The sequence below is a fragment of the Labrys sedimenti genome (assembly GCF_034424805.1).
Taxonomy (GTDB): domain Bacteria; phylum Pseudomonadota; class Alphaproteobacteria; order Rhizobiales; family Labraceae; genus Labrys; species Labrys sedimenti.
This window is the reverse complement of record NZ_JAXOUF010000004.1, coordinates 21,889-42,297: the sequence shown is the minus strand read 5'-3', so window position 1 is coordinate 42,297 and position 20,409 is coordinate 21,889. Positions and strand designations below refer to the sequence as shown.

General features: G+C 62.5%; 20 protein-coding genes. 10 read left to right on the top strand and 10 right to left on the bottom strand.

Features of this window, described 5'->3' with window-relative positions:
• Nucleotides 1–312: 312 nt before the first annotated feature.
• The gene (locus U1R88_RS15255; protein WP_322431983.1) at nt 313–738 is read left to right on the top strand and encodes an SLOG family protein; all 426 of its coding nucleotides are present in this window, start codon (nt 313–315) and stop codon (nt 736–738) included.
• A gap of 65 nt (nt 739–803) precedes the next feature.
• Here U1R88_RS15255 and U1R88_RS15250 read toward each other — a convergent pair whose 3' ends face one another.
• Nucleotides 804–1,520 (bottom strand): response regulator transcription factor, encoded by a 717-nt coding sequence (locus U1R88_RS15250; protein ID WP_322431982.1) that lies wholly within the window; start codon nt 1,518–1,520, stop codon nt 804–806.
• Between the two features lie 337 nt (nt 1,521–1,857).
• Between U1R88_RS15250 and U1R88_RS15245 the strand changes: the two genes are divergently transcribed.
• The gene (locus U1R88_RS15245; protein WP_068292466.1) at nt 1,858–2,472 is read left to right on the top strand and encodes a response regulator transcription factor; all 615 of its coding nucleotides are present in this window, start codon (nt 1,858–1,860) and stop codon (nt 2,470–2,472) included.
• Complete coding sequence (locus U1R88_RS15240; RefSeq protein WP_322431981.1) at nt 2,473–4,263, top strand: ATP-binding response regulator; 1,791 nt, start codon at nt 2,473–2,475, stop codon at nt 4,261–4,263.
• Nucleotides 4,264–4,297: 34 nt separating this feature from the next.
• On the opposite strand, the gene U1R88_RS15235 is transcribed toward U1R88_RS15240, so the two are convergent.
• Entirely contained in the window at nt 4,298–5,557 is a 1,260-nt protein-coding gene (locus U1R88_RS15235) for an NAD(P)/FAD-dependent oxidoreductase (protein WP_322431980.1), read from the bottom strand.
• A 349-nt stretch (nt 5,558–5,906) separates the two neighbouring features.
• Between U1R88_RS15235 and U1R88_RS15230 the strand changes: the two genes are divergently transcribed.
• Nucleotides 5,907–6,629, top strand: a complete 723-nt coding sequence (locus tag U1R88_RS15230) for a class I SAM-dependent methyltransferase (protein WP_322431979.1) — start codon at nt 5,907–5,909, stop codon at nt 6,627–6,629.
• 117 nt (nt 6,630–6,746) lie between these two features.
• On the opposite strand, the gene U1R88_RS15225 is transcribed toward U1R88_RS15230, so the two are convergent.
• Nucleotides 6,747–7,673: a cation diffusion facilitator family transporter gene (locus tag U1R88_RS15225; RefSeq protein ID WP_322431978.1), complete on the bottom strand. Its 927-nt coding sequence runs from the start codon at nt 7,671–7,673 to the stop codon at nt 6,747–6,749.
• A gap of 139 nt (nt 7,674–7,812) precedes the next feature.
• Nucleotides 7,813–8,310, bottom strand: coding sequence for a hypothetical protein (locus U1R88_RS15220; protein ID WP_322431977.1), 498 nt, complete (start codon nt 8,308–8,310; stop codon nt 7,813–7,815).
• 763 nt (nt 8,311–9,073) lie between these two features.
• On the opposite strand from U1R88_RS15220, the gene groL reads away from it, so the two are divergent.
• Together groL and U1R88_RS15210 are read left to right on the top strand one after the other, a co-directional pair.
• A complete protein-coding gene (gene groL, locus U1R88_RS15215) occupies nt 9,074–10,702 on the top strand; it encodes a chaperonin GroEL (RefSeq protein WP_322431976.1) in 1,629 nt (542 codons plus the stop codon).
• A gap of 241 nt (nt 10,703–10,943) precedes the next feature.
• A complete protein-coding gene (locus U1R88_RS15210) occupies nt 10,944–11,150 on the top strand; it encodes a hypothetical protein (RefSeq protein ID WP_156771656.1) in 207 nt (68 codons plus the stop codon).
• 59 nt (nt 11,151–11,209) lie between these two features.
• On the opposite strand, the gene U1R88_RS15205 is transcribed toward U1R88_RS15210, so the two are convergent.
• Nucleotides 11,210–12,634 (bottom strand): CoA transferase, encoded by a 1,425-nt coding sequence (locus U1R88_RS15205; RefSeq protein ID WP_322431975.1) that lies wholly within the window; start codon nt 12,632–12,634, stop codon nt 11,210–11,212.
• 261 nt (nt 12,635–12,895) lie between these two features.
• Here U1R88_RS15205 and U1R88_RS15200 point away from each other — a divergent pair, with 261 nt between their 5' ends.
• Both U1R88_RS15200 and U1R88_RS15195 read left to right on the top strand, forming a co-directional pair.
• Nucleotides 12,896–13,615 (top strand): DUF3053 family protein, encoded by a 720-nt coding sequence (locus U1R88_RS15200; protein WP_322431974.1) that lies wholly within the window; start codon nt 12,896–12,898, stop codon nt 13,613–13,615.
• Nucleotides 13,616–13,656: 41 nt separating this feature from the next.
• Nucleotides 13,657–13,905, top strand: coding sequence for a hypothetical protein (locus U1R88_RS15195; protein ID WP_245314901.1), 249 nt, complete (start codon nt 13,657–13,659; stop codon nt 13,903–13,905).
• A 48-nt stretch (nt 13,906–13,953) separates the two neighbouring features.
• Here U1R88_RS15195 and U1R88_RS15190 read toward each other — a convergent pair whose 3' ends face one another.
• Together U1R88_RS15190 and U1R88_RS15185 are read right to left on the bottom strand one after the other, a co-directional pair.
• Nucleotides 13,954–14,253, bottom strand: a complete 300-nt coding sequence (locus U1R88_RS15190; RefSeq protein ID WP_322431973.1) for an I78 family peptidase inhibitor — start codon at nt 14,251–14,253, stop codon at nt 13,954–13,956.
• A gap of 338 nt (nt 14,254–14,591) precedes the next feature.
• Nucleotides 14,592–15,512, bottom strand: a complete 921-nt coding sequence (locus U1R88_RS15185) for an alpha/beta fold hydrolase (RefSeq protein WP_322431972.1) — start codon at nt 15,510–15,512, stop codon at nt 14,592–14,594.
• Nucleotides 15,513–15,640: 128 nt separating this feature from the next.
• Here U1R88_RS15185 and U1R88_RS15180 point away from each other — a divergent pair, with 128 nt between their 5' ends.
• Nucleotides 15,641–16,114: a winged helix-turn-helix transcriptional regulator gene (locus tag U1R88_RS15180; protein ID WP_322431971.1), complete on the top strand. Its 474-nt coding sequence runs from the start codon at nt 15,641–15,643 to the stop codon at nt 16,112–16,114.
• A gap of 27 nt (nt 16,115–16,141) precedes the next feature.
• On the opposite strand, the gene U1R88_RS15175 is transcribed toward U1R88_RS15180, so the two are convergent.
• On the bottom strand, nt 16,142–16,606 hold the full coding sequence (locus U1R88_RS15175; RefSeq protein ID WP_322431970.1) for an Rrf2 family transcriptional regulator: 465 nt from the start codon (nt 16,604–16,606) through the stop codon (nt 16,142–16,144).
• A 204-nt stretch (nt 16,607–16,810) separates the two neighbouring features.
• Here U1R88_RS15175 and U1R88_RS15170 point away from each other — a divergent pair, with 204 nt between their 5' ends.
• Nucleotides 16,811–17,755 carry an NAD(P)/FAD-dependent oxidoreductase gene (locus U1R88_RS15170; protein ID WP_322431969.1) on the top strand — a complete coding sequence of 315 codons (945 nt, stop codon included), beginning with the start codon at nt 16,811–16,813 and terminating at the stop codon, nt 17,753–17,755.
• A 69-nt stretch (nt 17,756–17,824) separates the two neighbouring features.
• Here the strand turns inward: U1R88_RS15170 and U1R88_RS15165 are convergent, their stop codons facing one another.
• The gene (locus tag U1R88_RS15165) at nt 17,825–19,171 is read right to left on the bottom strand and encodes an aspartate aminotransferase family protein (protein ID WP_322431968.1); all 1,347 of its coding nucleotides are present in this window, start codon (nt 19,169–19,171) and stop codon (nt 17,825–17,827) included.
• A gap of 62 nt (nt 19,172–19,233) precedes the next feature.
• Complete coding sequence (locus U1R88_RS15160; RefSeq protein ID WP_322431967.1) at nt 19,234–20,088, bottom strand: fatty acid desaturase family protein; 855 nt, start codon at nt 20,086–20,088, stop codon at nt 19,234–19,236.
• Between the last annotated feature and the right edge of the window lie 321 nt (nt 20,089–20,409).

The following is a 20,409-nucleotide window of genomic DNA, read 5'->3' as shown; positions in this document are numbered from 1 at the left end:
CCTTCGCTCGCCTTGCCTCCGTCGAGCGGTATTGGGTTCCGGACAATCGGATCACACCCCTGTCACGCCGGTGGCCGATCTAATGGCGGGCAAGGAAGGTCTGAGAAGACGCCCTGAAGCGTTTTGCGATTTGGCGGCCACGCCAAGCATCGCAAAGACGCGTCGAACCAAAGAGTGAGAGCAATGCGGCGTTTCCGTCCAAACGCCTTTGCTCTGGAGATCGAAGACGTTCTGCTCAAGAAAATGCGCCAACGCGCATGACTATAGAAAAACTGCGATCCAACGCGGTCGCAGGTCCCGCCGGTGGCACCCATGACGATCGACATGCACAATAGATATCTCGCGCCGGCTCCCGGCGAGGAAACCACGAGCCGGCCGCCAGCCAAGCCCAGGACGGTCCTCGTCTGTGGCGACGAGGCTATCGACCAACGTCGCGTCTTCGCCATCCTGGATCGCCTTCTGGCGGATGAGGGGGAATTTCGTATCGTCCATGCCGGCAAGCGTGGTGCCGACCTGCTGGCCGCCAAATGGGCGGTTGCCCATCGGGTCAGGTCGATCGTCGAGCGCGCGTCCTGGCTCAGATATGGCACATCCGCGGGACCGCTGCGTAACGAGCATATGCTCAATTTCTACGAGCCCTTCGTGGTGATTGCCTTTCCGGGCGGCAAGGATTGTGCGGACCTGGTCGCGCGGGCCCGGCGATCCGGCGTCCGCATCGTCGAAGCGGCCACCTTCTGAAGCCTGCAATGTCACGGTCCAGGCGACCGGAACCGGTCTCGAGTTCGGTCGTCCTTCCGATTGGATCAGGGAGCGTCGCTGTCGAAAAGATTATTGGTCATATAGGCGATTTCCGTACGATTGCGCGCCCGGATCTTTTGCATGATGTTGCGGATATGCACCTTGACGGTGCATTCCTCCATATTGAGCTTGTAGGCGATGATCTTATTGGATTCGCCCTGCCGCAGGCGCTGGATCACCGCCAGTTGCTTGGGTGTAAAGGCCGCCTGCCGAGACAGGCCTTCATCCTGGCTTTCCTCGCTGCCGAAATCGGCCCGTGACTTCGATGGCAGCAGGCCGCTTGCCGGGACGAAGATGCCACCCGCCGCCACCAGGCGTATGGCCGCCAGGGCAACATCGAGGCTGGAGCTCATGCCGATATAGCCCCGGGCCCCCTTGCCGAGAGCCGCCACGACCAGCCGGGGATCCTCGATGTCGGAAACCACGATCACCCGAACGTCGCCGCAATGATGGGCCACAAAATCGAGATCGAGCTCCGCGATCGCCTCGGTTGCCTTCTGCCCCGTGACGCAAAACAGGACAATGCAGGGCCCGTAGCCTTCCTCACTCTGGTGCCAATCCGCCAAGCTGGCATATCCCACGGCAGAAAAGGCAGGGGCGGCAGAGATGAGGCTGTGTATCAGGCAGCTACGGGTGAGCTGCTTTTCGTCGATGACGGCAATCGTCCAGGGCACACCCTGCCGGTCGTGTTCGGGAGCATGGGGAGTGGGTATCGGTTCCACGGGAGGGGTCTTTCAGCAAGAAAATGGACCATGAGAACTTCGGCAGCGAATTGTCGAAGTACATAGTGCGCCACCCTGTCACGCCGGCCACCATTGGAGGGGCAGCCCGCGTGATCTGGATCGGCGAAGATCGTCCGCTTCTCTTGCGGCAAGCGCCTTAGCCGCAATGGCTGGCAAGCTCGTCGTGAGACCAATCCCGCCTAGTTGCTCCATTCAACTCCAACTCGTTGGTCAAAGCGACTTTAGAAAACTCTTAGCTCATTTTCCATAGTCTGTCTTGGACTAGTCTGGATGGACTAATGGTCTAAGGTCAGCAACTAGCCTAAAGTAGGGTGTCATGCACGCCCCATCACCGTTGCACTTGCTCCTGATCGACGATCACTCGCTCTTGCGCGCTGGCTTGCGCCTTGTGCTCGAGCAAGGCCTGCCGCATGCCATGATCCGCGAGGCCGGTTCGATCGCCCAGGCCATTGCCGAGGACCAGGTGCGGCCTCATGCGGTGCTGCTCGACATCGAGATGCCTGGCCTCAGCGGCATGGAAGGGTTGGCCGTATTCAGGCGACGCTGGCCGGGCGCACCGGTGATCATCCTCACCTCGCATGACGATGTCGGCACGCGGGCGGAAGCCCTCGCCAAAGGGGCGGCGGCTTTCCTGTCCAAGGCCGAGCCGACCGATCGTATCGTCGCTACCGTCGAAGGCGCCCTGCGAGGAGAGTCGGGCCCCAGCGAGGTTGCCCATCCGGTCGCCAGAAGCCAGGCCCAGCTCACCCCGCGCCAATACGAGGTTCTCGACCATTTGGGCCGGGGCTATTCCAACAAGGTGATCGGGCGGCATCTCAACCTGTCGGAAAATACGGTGCGTGTGCACGTCCAAGCCCTGCTGGCGGCTTTCGACGTAGCCAGCCGGGCAGAGGCGGTGGCTGTGGCCCGCGAACGCGGCCTGATACGCTGAATGGCAGCGCTCTTGTTCAAGCCGGTTCCCGCTCGCATCGCTGCAGAGCAGCTTCGCTTCATGCTTGGCACGGCTCCGTTTGCCTTCATCATCGGCGGTATCGGCAATGCGGCGATGGCCGTCATCTTTGCCCTGAATGCCCCCGTGCTTCCCTTGGCGATCTGGGCAGTCTGCGCTTTTCTCCCCGTGCCTTTTCTGCGCCTGCTCGCCAACCGCTTCCGCGACAGTCCGGATCCTGTTGCCGAGGCTGGCCGCTACCAGCGTTATACCATCCTGCTTGCCACGGCGATCGGCATCCTGCGGGGCATATTGCCCTGGATCGCCTTTGATCAGGCTTCTCCCCTCGCCATCGCCCTGCTTCTGTGCTTCATGGCCGGCATCCAGGCTGGCTCCCTCTCCTTCATGGCGCCCGTGCTGCCGGCCTTTGTCGGCTATTCGGTCGTGTTCATCGCCATGCTTGCCCTCAAGCTGGTCACGCTCGGCGATCCCATGTATTGGGGCATGGCGATCGGCAGCGTCTTGTTCTGTATTGCCATCATCGCTTCGGCGCGAAGCGCGTCGCAGACCTTCCAGAAATTGGCGGAGCTGCGGTTCGAGAACAACGAATTGGTCGAGCGCCTGCGCCAGGAGACGGCGATCGCCCAGGCTGCCCGCCTCGAGGCCGAAACTGCAAACCAGGCCAAATCGAAATTCCTGGCGGCCGCCAGCCACGATTTGCGCCAACCCATCCATGCCCAGGGCCTGTTCCTGGAAGTGCTCGCCCGTGGCCAGTTGACGGCGCAGCAGCGCGAGATCCTGGACAATGCCCGCGCCGCCTCGATCGCCTCGGGCGACATGCTCAACACACTGCTCGATTTCTCCCGGCTGGAAGCGGGCGTGGTCACGGTGAGCAAGCGCTGCTTCGAGCTCCAGCCCCTGCTCAACAGGATCGGCACCGAACTTGCCCCATCGGCGGACGAGAAGGGCATCGTCTACCGCCAGCGCGATACCGATGTCATGGTGGAATCGGACCCCGCACTGGTGGAGCTGATCCTGCGTAACCTGATCTCCAACGCCATTCGCTACACCGAACGCGGCGGCGTATTGATCGGCTGCCGACGCCGTGCCGATCAGGTGCATGTCGAGGTCTGGGACAGCGGAATCGGCATCGCCGCCGACAACCAGCAGGAAATTTTTCGCGAATTCCATCAGCTCGGCAACCCCGAGCGCGATCGTCGTAAGGGGCTTGGCCTGGGATTGGCCATCACCGAGCGTCTCGCCCGGGCCGCCAATCATGAATTGCGATTGCGCTCGGTGGTCGGCCGTGGCAGCAAATTCGCTCTTATCCTGCCACTTGCAGCCGGACGGTCCGGCATGCACGCCGATCCCGAGCCGTCCGCGTCCGCGAACGACCACACGACGCTGGGCAGACCGTGCCGGATCCTCGTCATCGACGATGACGAAGCCGTTCGTGAAGGCATGTTGCGCCTGCTGAAAACCTGGGGCGCGCGGTGCGATGCAGTGGAGGGCATTGAGCAGGCGCGGCTTAGCCTCGGCCGCCTGGCGCCGGATCTGGTGATCTGCGATTACCGTCTGCGCGAGCAGCGGACCGGTGCGGAAGCGATAGCCATCCTCCGGGAACAGATCCCCGACCTGCCCGCCATCCTCATCACGGGTGACACCGCGCCCGAGCGGCTACGCGAAGCGGAGGCCAGCGGCATCCCCCTCCTGCACAAGCCGGTTCTGCCAGCCGCCCTCTTCGCCAAGATCCGCAGCACCTTGCCGCTTGGGCCAAAGCGTGCCCATGGCTGAACGGTGCTGGTAGCGCTGGCACCCCTTATGCCTTTCAACCGAAACGATTCATTGCAAAGGGTGCCGGATCGGCAAAAGTGGGCAATCCCGCCATCATTTCCGACAGCAGCCGCCCCGTGGCTGGACCGAGCGTCAGGCCATGATGGTTATGGCCGAAGGCGAACCAGAGGCCCTTGTGGCGCGGCGCCGGCCCGATCACGGGGCGCATGTCCGGCAGGCAGGGGCGCGATCCCATCCAGGGCGCATCCTCGACGCGCTGCCCAAGCGGGAACACTTCGCGGGCATGCGGCTCGGTCCGGTCGAGCTGTACCGGCGTCGGCGCGTGGTCGCGCGAGGCGAACTCGATTCCCGTCGTCAGCCGGATGCCCCGGGTCATCGGTGCCAGCAGATAACCGCGCTCGATGTCGACGATGGGTCGATTGAGGACGGCGTCGGGTGCCGGCTTGAAATGCACGTGATAGCCGCGCTTGACCGCGAGCGGCACGCGATAGCCGAATTTCGTATAGAGCCGGTCCGACCATGGCCCGAGGGCAACGACGGCCTCGCGGGAGCGATAATGACGTTCCGGCGTCTCCAGGCTCCAGCCATCCTCTTCCTGCTTCAGGGCGGTTGCGTCGGCCTCGACGAAGGTGCCGCCCTTGCGGCTGAAAAGCGCGGCATAGTCCTTCACCAGCCGGCCTGGATCGGCAATCGTGGCGGGATCGCGCCAATGCACCGCTCCCGCAAATACACCCGCCAGGCTCGGTTCCCTCTCACGCAGTGCGGAAGCGGCTAGCAGATCATAGTGCAGGCCGAACTCGTCGAGCTGCCTGGCGGCCGAGCACGCCTTCTCGAAGGCCCCGCTGGTACGATAGGCCTCCATCCAGCCAGTCGGGCGCAATTGTTCGGAAATGCCTGCATCGGCCATCAGCCTGGCATGTTCGTCCACCGAATGCTCGATCAGGGGCAGCATATCGAGGGCAGCCCGGCGCAGCCGCTTGGGCGAGGATTCCCACCAGAAGCGTGCGAGCCACGGCAGTGCCTTGGGCAGGAAGCGCCAGTGGTAGCGCACGTCCGCGGAAAGATTCAGCCCATAGTGGAGAAGCGTCGAGAGCTCACGCGGAAAGCCATAAGGAATGACGCTGGCCCGCTCGATCAGACCCGCATTGCCGTAGCTGGTTTCCTCGCCCGGAGGACGGCGGTCGACGAGAACGACGGATCGCCCCAATTTCTGAAGATGCAGAGCAACCGAAACGCCGACGATGCCGGCACCGAGCACCAGTACGTCGCCCGATTGCCTGATGACCTGAACCATGGACCGCTGCCCCCAAGCAATTTCGTGGCCAAGACCTGACCGCTGCATCGTGGAGCCCATGACTGCCGGCCGTTTCCCGATTGTCCTTGCGCCAAGCGCTGTCGTGCCCGCAAGCAATTTCATCGCATGATGCGGCAACCGCGCTGCTTTGACGCTTGGTCCATGAGAAAGGCAGGGATCGCCTGGATCATTCTACGGGCCCGTGCAGTTGTCCGGAGATATCGAAGGGATCATCATCGCGCACAAAGAAGCAGCAACAGAGGGTCAGGTTGCGGCCCTTCCCGCAAGAATGCCGTTTGCTTTAGGCTCCTCCCTTCGAATCAGCACAATCCAATCGGAGTGAGACGAAATGGACCGTTCAGCGGACGAGGCCCATTGGACGCGTATCGCCGAACAGTGGATCGCCTGGGCGCGTTCGCCCGGCCACGACGCTTTCTGGGCCTATCGCCAGTCCTTGCTCGCCTTTATCGGCGCCGGCCGGGGCAAGGCCTTGGAGATAGGCTGCGGCGAGGGCCGGGTCAGTCGCGAACTGCGCAAGCTGGGCTACCATGTGACGGCAACGGACGCCGTGGCGCCAATGGTCGATGCCGCGCGACAAGCAGAATCGGCCGACGCCTACGCTGTTGCAGGGGCTGCAAAACTGCCCTTCGCCGCTGCCAGCTTCGATCTGGTGGTGGCCTATAATGTCCTGATGGATGTCGAGGATGTGCCGGCAGCCGTCGCAGAAGCCCGGCGTGTTCTCAAGCCGACCGGCGAGTTCCTGATATCGCTGGTACACCCCTTTCGGGACCGTGGCCGCTTCGCAGGCCCTGGGCCAGATGCGCCCTTCATCGTGGAAGGCAGCTATTACGGCCGGGTTCGCTTCGAAGGCGAAGAAGAGCATGACGGGCTTCGCATGCACTTCGCCGGCTGGTCGCAGCCGCTCGAGAACTATGTCGCCGCCCTCTCGCAGGCAGGTTTGGCGATTACGGCTCTGCGCGAACCCATCCCCGACACGGCGAATGCAGACCGCCTCGAACAGTGGACCCGCCTGCCGCTCTTCCTATGGCTCAAGGCCAGGATCCTGGCTTGAAGGATTTTATTCAAGATATTAGAATTTCAATATAAGTAATTGTTATTTATAGAAATAATGAACATATTTCATAGTGCTGCACGAAACCGGGAGCCAGGCTGACGCCCTCGGCCCATTTTACACCGCCCATTCGACATCTGTGGTGAAGGCGATGGTCAGCCAGCGATCCCGGCTCTCGCCACCGATCGCTTCGCCGATCTCGTCACGGATACGATCCCATTCCTCCAGGCGCATGGCGGGCCGGCCGGGCGGCACGATGAAATAGAGCTCGATCTGCCGACCGCGACCAACCTTTGCGACATAAGCCTTGTGGGTCAGGAAATCATATTTGGCGACGAAAGTCCTGGCGACGGCGTCGACATGGTCCTTGAGAGAGGCTGGCGTCACCAGGAGGATCTCGGACAAAGCCTGCCTGACAGTCGAAACCGGCAAGGGGATGATGACCAGGCAGAGCAGAAGCAGGACCGCGGGATCGACATAGGGTGTGAGCCAGTCGAAGCGTGTGCCTTCGATCGCATAGCCGATGCAAAAAGCAACGAGAAGCGCCCCGGTGATCGAGGCCGACATGATCCAGGCCTTGGCATCGAGTGCGACGAAATCGGAGCGTATGGTCCGGTTCATGCGGGTTTCGAACACCGCCATCCCGATGCAGGCAGCCAGGGCCACGGCAGCATAGAGGATGGCGTATCCAAACGCCAGATCCCTGCCGCCAACCATCAGACTGCCAATGGCATTGATCATCGCATAGATGGCCGCCCCGATCAGCATGGCGCCGTTGAGGCCGAGAACCATCGGCTCCAGGTGCCAAAAACCCATGGTGAAGCGCTCATGCAGCTTGCCCACGGCGGTGGCGGGAGACGAATTGGTGGCAATCAGGCTGGCCACGATCAGCGCAAGGCCGCTCATGCTGGCATCGACCAGCATGTAGACGCCGTCGAAGACAATGGAAAAGGAACCGGAGAGCAGGCCGAACACCACGCCGAATCCAGCCACGAAAATGGTGACGGCGATCGAAACTTTGAGGATGCCCTGTTCCGTGTGCACCGTCGTCCCCGCTTTGCCGGACTGCCGCAGCTTCGGCTTCCTCGGTAAAGGCAGATCGGCATCGACACAGGCAAGCACGACCCACCAAGCCGATGGATCGTATCAGCAATGCCGCTCAAAAGGCGATGCCCCCGGAGGGCTATGGACGCAATTGCCCGATACGGCCCGAGCCCAGATTCCGGCGGACATGCCGCAACCGGCAGGTCCAGCGTTCCGCCGGCTTGGCGGCGGAGCGGGCAGCGCGTGCCGACAGAGGCCTGCGCCCGCCCTCGTCAGCCGCATGCTCGGCGGAGGTCTCGTCCGGAAACGAGTTCGGGGCGGGGATCGCTTTGCGCAGCTTCCCCTTCGTTTCTTCCGGCTGATTGGCAGGCGGCGACGGCTCCAGGCCGTTCGGGACCTTCGCATCAGGCGCCGGCCGCGTATCTATGGAAAGCCGTTCTTCCTGGGGTGCCTTGGCCTTGCGAGCCTTCTTTGCCGGAACAGCCTTTGCTTCCTCCGGTTGAGGCACCGGGGCTTTCACCACTTTCCGGCCGCGTTTAACGGCGGCCTTGTCGCCTTTCCCGTCGCGCGCCTGGGTTTGGACAACCTCGTCCTGCCGCTCGACGAGCACCTGGGCAGGAACGGGCGCAGGCTCCACAGGAGCGGATACCGGGCGTTTGGCCTCGGGCGCAGGATCGGAGGCTCGAGGCTGAAAGAATTGTTCAGCATGTTGCCAGGCCTTGGATCGCGCACCGGCAGGCTCAGGCGCATCCTCCCAGGACGACGTCGGTCGCGGGGGTGGAGAGGGCTGGGCCTGGGCCGGAATCGATCGCGAACGCCTGACCTCGACGAAGAAAGGCTTGGACGGGGGCTTCATTCGGGAATGTATGTTGTTTGCGAGTCGTGGAACTCAGGCAGCATTACACCCTCGATCGCGCTTGGCAAACCGCCAGATCAGGTGAAATGCGAAATACCCCTGCTTCTCCCCACCAAGAAGTGGTCATTCTGCGCTTCGCGCCGGATCATGGCACCGTCGGTGGTGCGTTCCGGCATCGCGCACCGAGCCGGCCTCCTCGATGTTTGCGCCTCCCTTGCCGGCGCTAGAGGGCGACCACGATCGGCCGGCTCTTCCGTCTCAATGATTTTGCGCGGTAAAACAGGAAAGGCGCCAAGGTCGGCCGAGCGAGAACAATATTCGGGCTAAAGCGCTTCTCCCAAAAAGTTGATAGACTTCTCGACCAATAAAACCCGCCAAAATAGGGATTTAGAGAAAAAGTTCGATTTGGGGATTTCCCGCTTCGCTCGAGCATGTCGCGATTTGAGGGAGATGTTTCAAACCGCAAGACCGCACCGAACCAACACGTTAGCGCAGAAATGTGCGGTCTTGCCGAAGGGTCGAGCCATTCCAGGGAGGAATTGTCATGGCTGCCAAGGACGTGAAGTTTTCATCCGAAGCGCGTGAGAAGATGTTGCGGGGCGTTGATCTGCTTGCAGATGCAGTCAAGGTGACTCTCGGCCCCAAGGGCCGCAATGTCGTCATCGAGAAGAGCTTCGGCGCTCCCCGCATCACCAAGGATGGCGTGACCGTCGCGAAGGAAATCGAACTCGCCGACAAGTTCGAGAATATGGGCGCGCAATTGGTCCGCGAGGTTGCCGCCAAGACGTCGGACGTCGCCGGCGACGGTACCACCACAGCCACCGTCCTGGCCCAGGCCATCGTCAGAGAGGGGGCCAAGGCAGTGGCCGCCGGCATGAATCCCATGGATCTCAAGCGGGGCATCGACATGGCGGTGGAAGCCGTCGTCGCCGATCTCAAGAATCACGCCCGCCAGGTCACCAAGAACAATGAAATCGCCCAAGTCGGCACGATCTCGGCCAATGGCGATGCCGAGATCGGCGAGTTCCTCGCCAAGGCGATGAAGAAGGTCGGCAATGAGGGCGTGATTACCGTCGAGGAAGCAACGGCGCTGACCACAGAACTCGAAGTGGTGGAGGGCATGCAGTTCGACCGGGGTTACATCTCGCCCTATTTCGTCACCAATGCCGAGAAGATGCGGGCCGAGCTCGAAGAGCCCTACATCCTCATCCACGAAAAGAAGCTTTCCAGCCTGCAAGCCTTGCTGCCCTTGCTGGAAGCCGTCGTGCAAAGCGGCCGTCCCCTGCTGATCATCGCCGAGGACGTGGAAGGCGAGGCGCTTGCCACCCTGGTGGTGAACAAGCTGCGTGGCGGGTTGAAGATCGCTGCCGTCAAGGCGCCGGGCTTCGGCGACCGGCGCAAGGCCATGCTCGAGGACATTGCCATCCTCGCAGGCGGAGCCGTCGTCAGCGAAGATCTCGGCATCAAGCTGGAGAATGTCGCTCTGCCGATGCTCGGGCAGGCCAAGAAGGTGGTGATCGAAAAGGAAAGCACCACGATCGTCGACGGCGCCGGCGAGAAAGCGGAGATCCAGGCCCGTATCGGCCAGATCCGCGCCCAGATCGAGGAGACCAGCTCCGACTACGACCGCGAGAAACTGCAGGAGCGCCTGGCCAAGCTGGCGGGTGGCGTGGCGGTGATCCGGGTCGGCGGTGCCACTGAAGTCGAGGTCAAGGAGCGCAAGGACCGGGTCGACGATGCGCTCCATGCGACCCGGGCGGCCGTGGAGGAAGGCATCCTGCCCGGCGGCGGCGTGGCCCTGCTGCGCTCGCTCGGCGCCCTCGGCAGCCTGAAACCGGGCAACAGCGACCAGAAAACCGGTATCGACATCGTCAGGCGCGCAATCGAAGTGCCGGCCCGGCAGATCGCGGCGAATGCCGGTGCCGACGCCAGCATCATCATCGGCAAGCTTCTGGAAAAGGATAGCTATAATTGGGGCTACAATGCCTATACGGGCGAATATCAGGATCTCGTCCGAGCCGGCGTGATCGACCCCGCCAAGGTGGTGCGGACGGCCCTGCAGGGCGCAGCATCGATCGCAGCCCTACTGATCACCACCGAGGCGCTGGTGGCTGAACTGCCCGGCAGGGAAGCCCCACCGGCCATGCCGGGCGGCGGTGGCATGGGCTTTTAAGTGCCGCGATATCGCGTCCAGGACGGGCACGGGGCACCGGAGGGAAACTCGCGCCTTGCGGGTTCCGGGATGGTGCCTTGTCAAACGTCGCCCGCAGCCTGGTTCCAGCTGCTTTTCCAGCCATTGTGATCGGGTGATGGTCGCAATGTGCGAAATCGCACTGACGAGCCCTATCACGTCCTGCCTTGTCGTTACGTCATGTCGGCAGTTCGAGGGCAAGATCTTGGTGCGGAAAGAAACGTTGCTGGACCTTATCGAGGGACAATCCCAGGCCGGGAAGGCGGGCCGAAGGATTGCCCGTCGCCAGTACTGTTTCGCCGCCTGCACCGTCGCGACACTCGCAGTGGCCATGGTGACCACGGCTATTGCCGGCGTCTCGGCCTATCAGGGCCAGACGACCTATTGGAACCATCCGGCCCACAAGCGCGCATCGCTGGCCAGGCCGTAGAACCAGGACCTTCGGTGCCGTGGGCAGCATTCGGGCACGAACATACTGCTGCTGATGCTTCAGGCTTTGTCGGCGAGCCAGGCCGCCGCAGCCGATCCCAGCTTCGATGCGGGTAAATCCCATGCCGCGGGATTGTCCGCGATCACAACCGGTGGGCGGATGCGCCGGGCTGTGCCCCAGCCTGTCTGCTCGACAAAGTCGGACCAGTCGGCGGGCTGTTCGGGTGCCAACGCTTCCATAGCGCTGTCCTGGTTTCCATTTGAAACCAGGAGGCGAGCCGTTCGCGCCAGCGATCCCCGCACCTCGCATCCCCGCCCCGTCTGCAGCCGCTCCACCAGGCCGCGGACGGCCGCTGCGGCCAGGATATAGCCCGTGGCATGGTCTAGCGCCTGTCCCGGCAGCGGTGTCGGACGATCGCGCCCTGACGCCCGCATCCCGGCATCGGCGATCCCCGTGCTCATCTGAATCAGGCTGTCATAACCGCGACGCCCCTGCCACGGCCCGTTCCAGCCGTAGGCGTCGAGGCAGACATCGATCAGCCCGGGATTGAGGTGACGGCGGCGCGCGGAGCCGAGCCCGAGGCGGGCCAGGGCATCGGGCCGATAGCCGTGAACGAATATGTCCGCTTGCGTGAGCAACCGCTCCAGCGCATGCAGGTCATCCGGGTTTTTCAGGTCGAGCCGAGCACAGCGCTTGCCGAGCACCACCTCCGGCACCGTAGCCGGTTCTTCCCACCCAGGAGGATCGATGCGCAGGACCTCGGCCCCGAAACCCGCGAGGAAGCGCGTTGCGACGGGGCCGGCAAGAATGCGCGTCAAGTCCAGCACGCGGATGCCCTGCAAGGGCCGGCCAGCCGACAATGTCGCGCGCAGTCGGTTACCGCTGGTGCTGCTGCGATACAGCAGCGGCTCGGCATTGACGGCCCTTCCCTGTGCGTGATCGGCCCATTGTTCGAGCGTGCGCATGGCTGCGGCACAGCCATTCTCGGTGACGATGGCCGTCTCCAGCGCCTCTGCCTGCCATTGCCTCACGGCCGCAGCCACCACCTCGCGGTCGGCTGCTGACTTCAGGACAGCCAAGGCCGCATCACGGTGATGCGGGGCGTTTGTATGCAGCCGGATCCAGCCATCCGCGGCCTGATAGTCGCCGGCCACGGCATCCCATTGCGGCGGCATCGACCAGCCCTGGGGCCGTAGCGAGGTGAGGAACCAGAAAGAGGCCAGCCGTCGATCGACCCGCACGGCAGGGAATCTGCCCCGCTGCAGCGATACCAACTCGGCGACGGCGAGGCCGGCGGCTCCTACCGCAGCGCTGGCGAGATCAGTGACGCGAAATATCGAGGGGAGAGCGCCGGCACCGCTTATCGTCAGATGGCGGAGATGCGCAGGATCCCCACCGACAGCGCTCCAGATTTCGCTGACGAAACAAGCACCGGGAGCAGAAACCGTCGAGGAAAGCGATGTCGCAGCGATGTCGTCATGCATGGAAGCCTCAATGTGATCTTGTTCGATGAACAACTCAGCAGGTGTCGGGGCTCAGATGTCGCCCGATGCTGAAACCTGCAAGCCGAACTGGTAGCGCACAGAGCTTGAATGAACGACATGGCATGCTAGGTACGCTTGTCTTGCCTCCTCACCCTCGATCTTCTCCCTATCGCTTCCAGAGGGTGAAATTTCTATGATTTCAACGTTCTTTCTGGAACTTTTCTTCAAAACACCCAATTCGAATTACCTGGAATCGACAGTATGAACTCGTTTGTCCGCCCCATGGCTTTTCTGGGGATTCTGCTTTGCCTTGCCCTTTCCGCCTGCGGGGACCAGGAACCCAGCCAACGCAAGGAGTTCATCGAATTCCTGCAGACCCGCATTCTCGACAAGCCCGGCGCTCATGTGCCGCAACTGAGCGGCAATCAGAAGGACGCCTTCGGTCCCTACGTCAAGGATTACGCCATCATCACCGACTTCGCGGCAGGCCCGTCCGGTGAGCCAGGCAATCTGCAGCAGCGCTTCAGCGCCATCATGGCGAAGGGCTCCATCCGTTCGATGAGCGATCTGGCGTCACGGCGCGAGGATCTGGTCGCGGTGCAAAATCTCATCGGAGAGCTCGGTGGCGCCATCGACCAGGCCCTTGCCAAGGCCGGTGCCGCCAAGGCTCAGCTCAAGCAGCCCGAGGATCTCAAGGCCGTTTTCGACAGGGCCTATGAGCGTGACGTGACGAACGTGGCCAGCAGCGTCAAGCAGATGCTGCCGCCGGTCCAGGACATGATTGCCGCTGCGTTGCAGCTCTCCGATTTCATCGCAAGCCACAAGGACAAGCTCGAAGTCACCGGCATGATGATCACTGCCAAGGATCAGAAGACCCTGGCATCCCTGCAGCCTCTGCTCAACGATTTCAACGCCAAGGGACAGGCTGTGATGGCACTGCAACAGAAATTCCGTTCTGCCATGCTCGGCACGGGAAACTGAGCCAACCTTCCTTCGATTTCATCAGGCCATAGGTATTCAATATGCTGATATTGCGAAAACTCGTCATGATCGTGGTGGTGGCCGTCATAGCCATCGTCGGCACGGCCGGCTATCGCTGGTATGACTATGTGACGGCCGCCAAGGACCCGCTCGACGAAGTCGGCATCGAGCTCAACAGCCGTATGCCGATGGCCTTGCGCAAATGGGGCTGCTACCAGTTGCAAAAGCGTTTTGGAGACCGCCTGCCGCCTTATGGCTGCTCCAGCGGCGACGGCCGGAGCTGGATGTAGCCAGGCCGCCACATCGCCCCGTCCGAGCGGTGGAAGGGTGGCCTTTCATCAGCCGCAGCCGGCGCTGACCACCCGCCCGGTCGCCGGGTTGGTGGTGATGGTGACCCGGTCTGGACGAAAATCGAAGGTGACGGCCTGGCCCGGCTTGATCTGGCGCACAATCCGGGCGCCGGTCAGTTTCCTGGCCTCGTCATCGCTTGGCCTGGGCTGGCCGACCAGACGTTGCACCACCGCCGCCACGCAGGCTGAAGGTTGTCCCGGCTGCGCTGCATTGGAGGCACAAGCCGCCAGCGCCAGCACGGCGATGGCCAGGAGCGGCAGGAAGGGCTTGAACTGACCTGCGGGCATGACGAATTCCTCATCGCGGCATTTGATCGCCGATAAACCGATCGAACGCTGTCCCGCCGAACGCTGCCCCGGCGGTCTCGCCGCCGGATCCAATATGGCAAGAATTGCAAATTACATCATATTTTTCAATATATTATATATATTCTTGCATCTTGAGAATTCGGAAGGCCTCTTGCCGTTCTAGCCTAGCGGCATGCCCTTGATATGGCAGGTCTTGGATATGGCAGACCTTACGCCTGGCATGCGCTGTCGCCGCGTCCCTTCGCAGAGCTGAGGCATCCGCATGCAGTAAAGTCGCGGTGCTGTCGAATGATCACTACAGGCGTAACTGCGCGGCCTCAGGATCGCTGAATGAAATCGCGGATCAGATCGGCGACGGTGTCCGGAGCATCTTCGAAGCAGTAATGCCCTACTCCCTTAAGCCGCTCGATGGGCGCCCGAGGAAAAAGCTCGGAGAACAAGCGCAGGAAATGGTCGGCCTGGAGCGTGCGATCCGCCTCCCCCCAGATCGCCAAGGCAGGCTTGTCGCGGATGATCTCGATGGCAGTCGGGCTGGGTTGCTCGAACCGGTGGATGCCAAGGGCAAAGCCCTCGGCCCAGCCGATTGCGCCCAGGCATTCGGCCGGCTCCGAAAAGGGCGCGCCATAGGCCGAAAGCCAGGTATCGGTGATGACGGCATTGTTCTCGAAGCCGTTGAGCTTCAACGTGCTCAAAATGTTGAAGCCGAGCTGGCCAAGCACGCTTCTCAGCACGCCGCCGGCATGGGCCTGAGCAATCCACTGGAACCACGGCGATGCCGACGCATTGGCGGTGAGGCGCTCGACGAGATCGGCCTGCCCGAAGGGCGTCGGCCCATTGGCTGAGATGATCCGGCGGATCCGCTGCGGCTGCCGCGCGGCAAGCCCCATGCCGACGGGACCGCCGAAATCATGCATGACGAGAGTGATATTGCCGAGGTCGAGTGCAAGGACGAAGCGCTCGAGATTGTCGATGTGATCCTGCAGCCAATAGCTGCGCCCTGTCGGGGTCTCGCTCTTGCCGAAGCCCATGTGATCGGGAACGATCACGCGATGTGTTCGGCTCAGGCCAGGGGTCATGTGGCGGAAAAGATACCCCCAGGTCGGTTCGCCATGCAGGCACAATATGGGCTCGCCATCACCGGGGCCTTCATCGACATAGTGCATTCGAAAACCAACCGCGTCGGTGAAGCGCGGCGCGAATGGAAAGGTGTTGTCGAAGGTGGCTTCTGCCTCGATCATGAGATTATCCGGCTCCATGGTTTTAGATTGAAACTATGGAGGTACTAGATCTTGTGGTTTCATTTTGCAACCTATATGTTGCGAGACGGGAGCCCACGCCGGGTGAACGAGAATGATGGACGAGTGTCATGGCCAAGCGGATAAGCCACCAGCAATCCCTATGCGGCGTCGCCCGGCCGCTGGATGCGATCGGCGACTGGTGGTCGCTGCTGATCGTGCGCGACGCTTTCGACGGCCTGCGCCGGTTCGGCGAATTTCAAAAGAATCTCGGCCTGGCCAAGAACATTCTCTCGGCGCGGCTACGCAATCTGGTGAGCCATGGCATCATGGATATGGTGCCCGCCGGCGATGGCAGCCCCCATCACGAATATATCCTGACCGAGAAGGGCCGTGGCCTGTTCCTGGTGCTGGTCGCCCTGCGGCAATGGGGGGAGGATTTCTTCTTCGAGCCGGACGAGGCGCATGTGCTGCTGGTGGACAAGAAGACCGCCCTCCCCGTGCGCAGGCTTGAGCTGCGCGCCCAGGACGGACGCGTGCTTGGCGCACAGGACACATTCGTCCGCAGCCCACCGGGACGGATGGATGCGGAGAAGGCGGGTTGAGCCCTCCTCGCACACACAACGGCCGTTCTAGCATTCCTCCTGATGCGCATCGCATCGGCGGTCGCCATGAGCGGTCAGGCGGGCTTGGAAATCGGCGGAGAGATCCGCCAGCGTGACCTTGGCAAACTGATCGAGCAGCAGCTGGCGCGCCTGACCGAGCGCATCGTCGAGGCGGGCATTCACCGCCTGCTCGACCAGGCATTGCGCGTGGTCCTCAGCGAGACCCAGGGCGAATATGGGTGGCTCGCCGATGGCGGCATAGACATCGAGCAAGGTGAATTCACCGAGAGGCCGGGCCAGTTTCCAGCCGCCGCCATGGCCCTTCTCCGAGGTCACATAGCCCTGCTCCCGCAGGCCCGCCATGGTGCGGCGGATCACCACGGGATTGGTGTCGAGCATCCTGCCGATCTCGTCCGAGGTCAACCCGCGTTCGGCCTGATCGATATGAAGCAGCACATGGAGCATGCGTGACAACCGGCTGTCGCGAGCCATTCGGTCCCCTTTCCTTTCAGTATTCCCGACCGGCTACCGCACCGTGGCGACGATGGGTTGCCGCCATCAGTGATAACCGGAATCGATTCTCGTAACAATAAAAGTTGCGTTATTCGTTGGCCGAGATATCATGTAACTCTCAATGATACGCATGTGGCAGCCACGCCAGCGAACTGCTTTTCAACCTGGACCATAGGTGCTTCAATGACTGCATCGCCCCTCGACGATGCCGACCGCCACCCTCACGACGTCATCATCGTCGGCGGCAGTTTTGCCGGCGTCTCCGCAGCGATGCAACTCGCCCGCGCCCGACGCCGGGTACTGCTCATCGACGCCGGCCTGCCGCGAAACCGTTTCGTGGAGAGCGCCCATGGCTTTCTCGGCCAGGATGGGCGCCCGCCGCGCGAGATCATCGGCACCGCTCTTGCTCAGCTCTCGGCCTATCCGACTTTCGGTTTCCTTGCCGGCCAGGCCCGACAGGCACGCCGGAAAGGAGCGGTCTTCGAGGTCGACCTCGGGCAAAAGGGCATTGCCCTTGGGCGGCGGCTGATCCTCGCGACCGGCGTCGGGGACGAATTGCCCGAGATCGCCGGCATGCGCGAGCGCTGGGGCCTTTCCATCTTCAGCTGCCCCTATTGCCATGGCTATGAAGTCGCGGATCGCCGCCTCGGCGTCATCGCCAACCATCCAATGTCGGCGCATCAGGCCGTGCTGGTGTCGGATTGGGGCCCGACGGTCTATTTCACCCAGGGGCGGTTCGAGCCCGACGAGGACCTCCTACCGCTGTTCCGCGCTCGCAACATCGAGGTCGAGCAGAGCCCGGCCGTCGAGATCATCGGCACCGGCACGGCCATCGAGGCCGTCCGATGCACCAATGGCCTGACGGTGCCGGTCGGAGCCATCTTCACTGCGCCGCGAACCTGCTTGACGTCACCGCTGGCAGAACAGCTCGGCTGCCGGATCGAAGACGGTCCCCTTGGGCCTCTCGTCAGCGTCGATGACCAGAAGCGTACCAGCGTCGAGGGTGTCTTTGCCGCCGGCGACGTCACCAGCATGATGGCGAATGCCACGATGGCTTCGGCTGCCGGCGTGATGGCTGGCGTATCCGCCCATCGCTCCCTCGTGTTCGAGGGCGTGATGCAAGGCTAATCCATCGCATGTGGCAGCAGGCCGGAAGCGGCCGGCCGCCAGGTGCAAGCCACCGGACGGCCCGACCGATCACATCGTCCGCGCGAGGCCGCTGGCGACATCCCTGGCGGCCGCCAGCGTGACCGCGACGTCCTCGCGGCTATGGGCCGTCGATACGAACAGGTTCTCGTAAGCGCCGGGATGGAAGAGCACGCCGCGCTCCAGCATGCCCTCGAACCAGCGCCGGAACAGGCCCTGGTCGGCGTAACGTTCGGCGTCGCGATAATTGTGGATCGGCTTGTCGGCGAACCACACCTGCATCAAGGGGCCGAGACCGACCGTGTAGGCAGGCAACCCCGCCTGCTTCAGGACGAGGTCGAGCCCCGTCCTCAATTCATCCGAGACGGCATCCAGTCGCTCATAGACCCCGCTTTGGCCGAGCTCATCCAGCGCCGCATTGGCGGCAGCGACCGCAATGCCATTGGCCGTGTAGGTGCCCGCCATCGACACGGTGCCATCGGCGACCAGGCTCATGATCTCCTTCCTGCCCCCGAGCGCCGCCACCGGGAAGCCGCCGCCGAGCCCCTTGGCGAACACCGACAAATCAGGCCGGATGCCGAACCGCGCCTGGGCGCCGCCGAGGCCGAGCCGGAAACCGGTGATGACCTCGTCGAAGATCAGCACGACGTCATGCCGGGTGGCGAGATCGCGCATCGCTTCCAGGTAGCCGGGCCTGGGCAGGATGCAGCCGGTATTGCACATCACCGGCTCGGTGATGATGCCGGCGATCTCCTCGCCGTGTTTGGCCAGAACGTCGGCCAGCACCTGCGCGTCGTTCCAGGGCAGGATGATCAGGTTCTCTTCCACGCCGCGCGGCATGCCGGGACCCTGGGCCACTGCCCTGGGGCTGTGATCGGGCCCGGCCTTGTCTATGGGGGGATGCTTGCTCCAATATACCCCATCCGAGAAGCCATGATACATGCCCTCGAAGCGGATGATCTTGCGCTTTCTGGTGAAGGCCCGAGCCAGGCGGGTGGCATAGAGCACGGCCTCGGTGCCGGTATTGCACAGGCGAACCTGCTCGACGCCGGGGACCGCGGCCACGATCTTTTCGGCCAGGACCGCCTCGTCGGCCGTCGGCAAGGCGAAGACGGTGCCGCGCTGCTCGATGAAGTCTACGACCGCCCGGGTCACCTGGGGTGGACGATGCCCGAGGATCATCGGGCCGAGCCCGAGGAGATAGTCGATGTAGTGATTGCCGTCGACATCGACGAGCCGCGATCCCTCCCCCTTCTCGACGAACAGGGGATAAGGCAGCCAGCCTGACCATTGGGCCCGGGCGGTCGAGTTCACGCCACCAGGAATGACATGGCGCGCCGTCTCGAACAGGGAGGCACTGGTGGTGGTACGCGTGAGGGAGGGGCTGATGTAATTCACGGGATTATCTCGATTGAGGAGGGTTTTGGCGGGCGCGTCGCCTTGAGTTCGGCGCGCGGGCATCAGTGCTGGGCGAGATCGGCGTCGAGGAAGCCGAGAGGATGGGGCGGGCGGATCACCCGCGTGCCGGCCTGTTCCTGCTCCGTGGCAATGGTGCGGTGCAGTTCGGGCATCTTGGTCCAGTGAACCTTGGGCCTGTAATGATGCTCGGCGTGATAGCCATTGTTCATCCAGGTCCAGTTGTAGACCTTTTCATAGGTGCTCACGCCCCAGGCCAGCGGCTTTTCCGGGTCGCCGCCGAAATGCTCGTAATAGCCGTTGAGGGACGACAGGCATTGGCCCAGATAGTTGAAGGGCAGCATGCAAACGATGAAGCGCCAGTCGAGCAGCGCCAGCACCAGGTAGAAGCCGATCATCACGGCGAGTTCGAACTTGGCCTGCCGGGCCTCGCCCGGACGCCGCACCGCCATGGCCCGGAGGATTTCGGCCGGGTCATCGCGGAAATAGCTGAGGAAGGTATAGGCCCAGACATTTTCGGGCTTGCCGTCATGGCCATGCTTGTAGATCGACAGGTAGTCGATGGTTTTTCCGGCCTCGTCGGGCCTGTCCATATTGCCGCTGTGATGGCGCATATGGACGAAGTTGTACATGGCCTGCGAAAAGCCGAGCGTGATCGACAGCATGAAGCTGAAGACGACATTCAAGGTCTGGCTGGCAAAGAACGAATTATGAATGAAGTTGTGCGATATACTGTTGATATTCCAGGATATCGATAGCGAATAGATCAACGCCAGGCAGATGAAGCTCCACCAGGACAAATGCGGGAAAGCTAGAAACAACCCGATCACGGCGAGGAAGTGAGCGGTGCCGAGCACGACAGGCACCCAGTCCCACTTTGAATATTGCAGAATGCGCATCTTGAACGTTCCTGGTTCGGTCGCCTTGCCAGGTGACCAACAGAGCGGCTGTCCTACCAACCGCAAGGAACGTGCCAAGATCGCCAAAGTCGGGAATGCCCTCATTCCGCCGGGGCTTTGGCGTGTTGCGCGCTGCGACCGGCAATGGGAGGGCGGCCGGCACTCCGACATTTCCTGACGCGAGCTACAAAACTTGTAGCTCGCAATTTGGAGGAAGCCGAGGAAATCGAGGTGGTGTGACGATCTTCAGATCGGCATTTTTGCCGGCAGGCGCTCGTCTCCATCCCTATCTGAAGACCGGCACACCGGTTCGCGACCGCG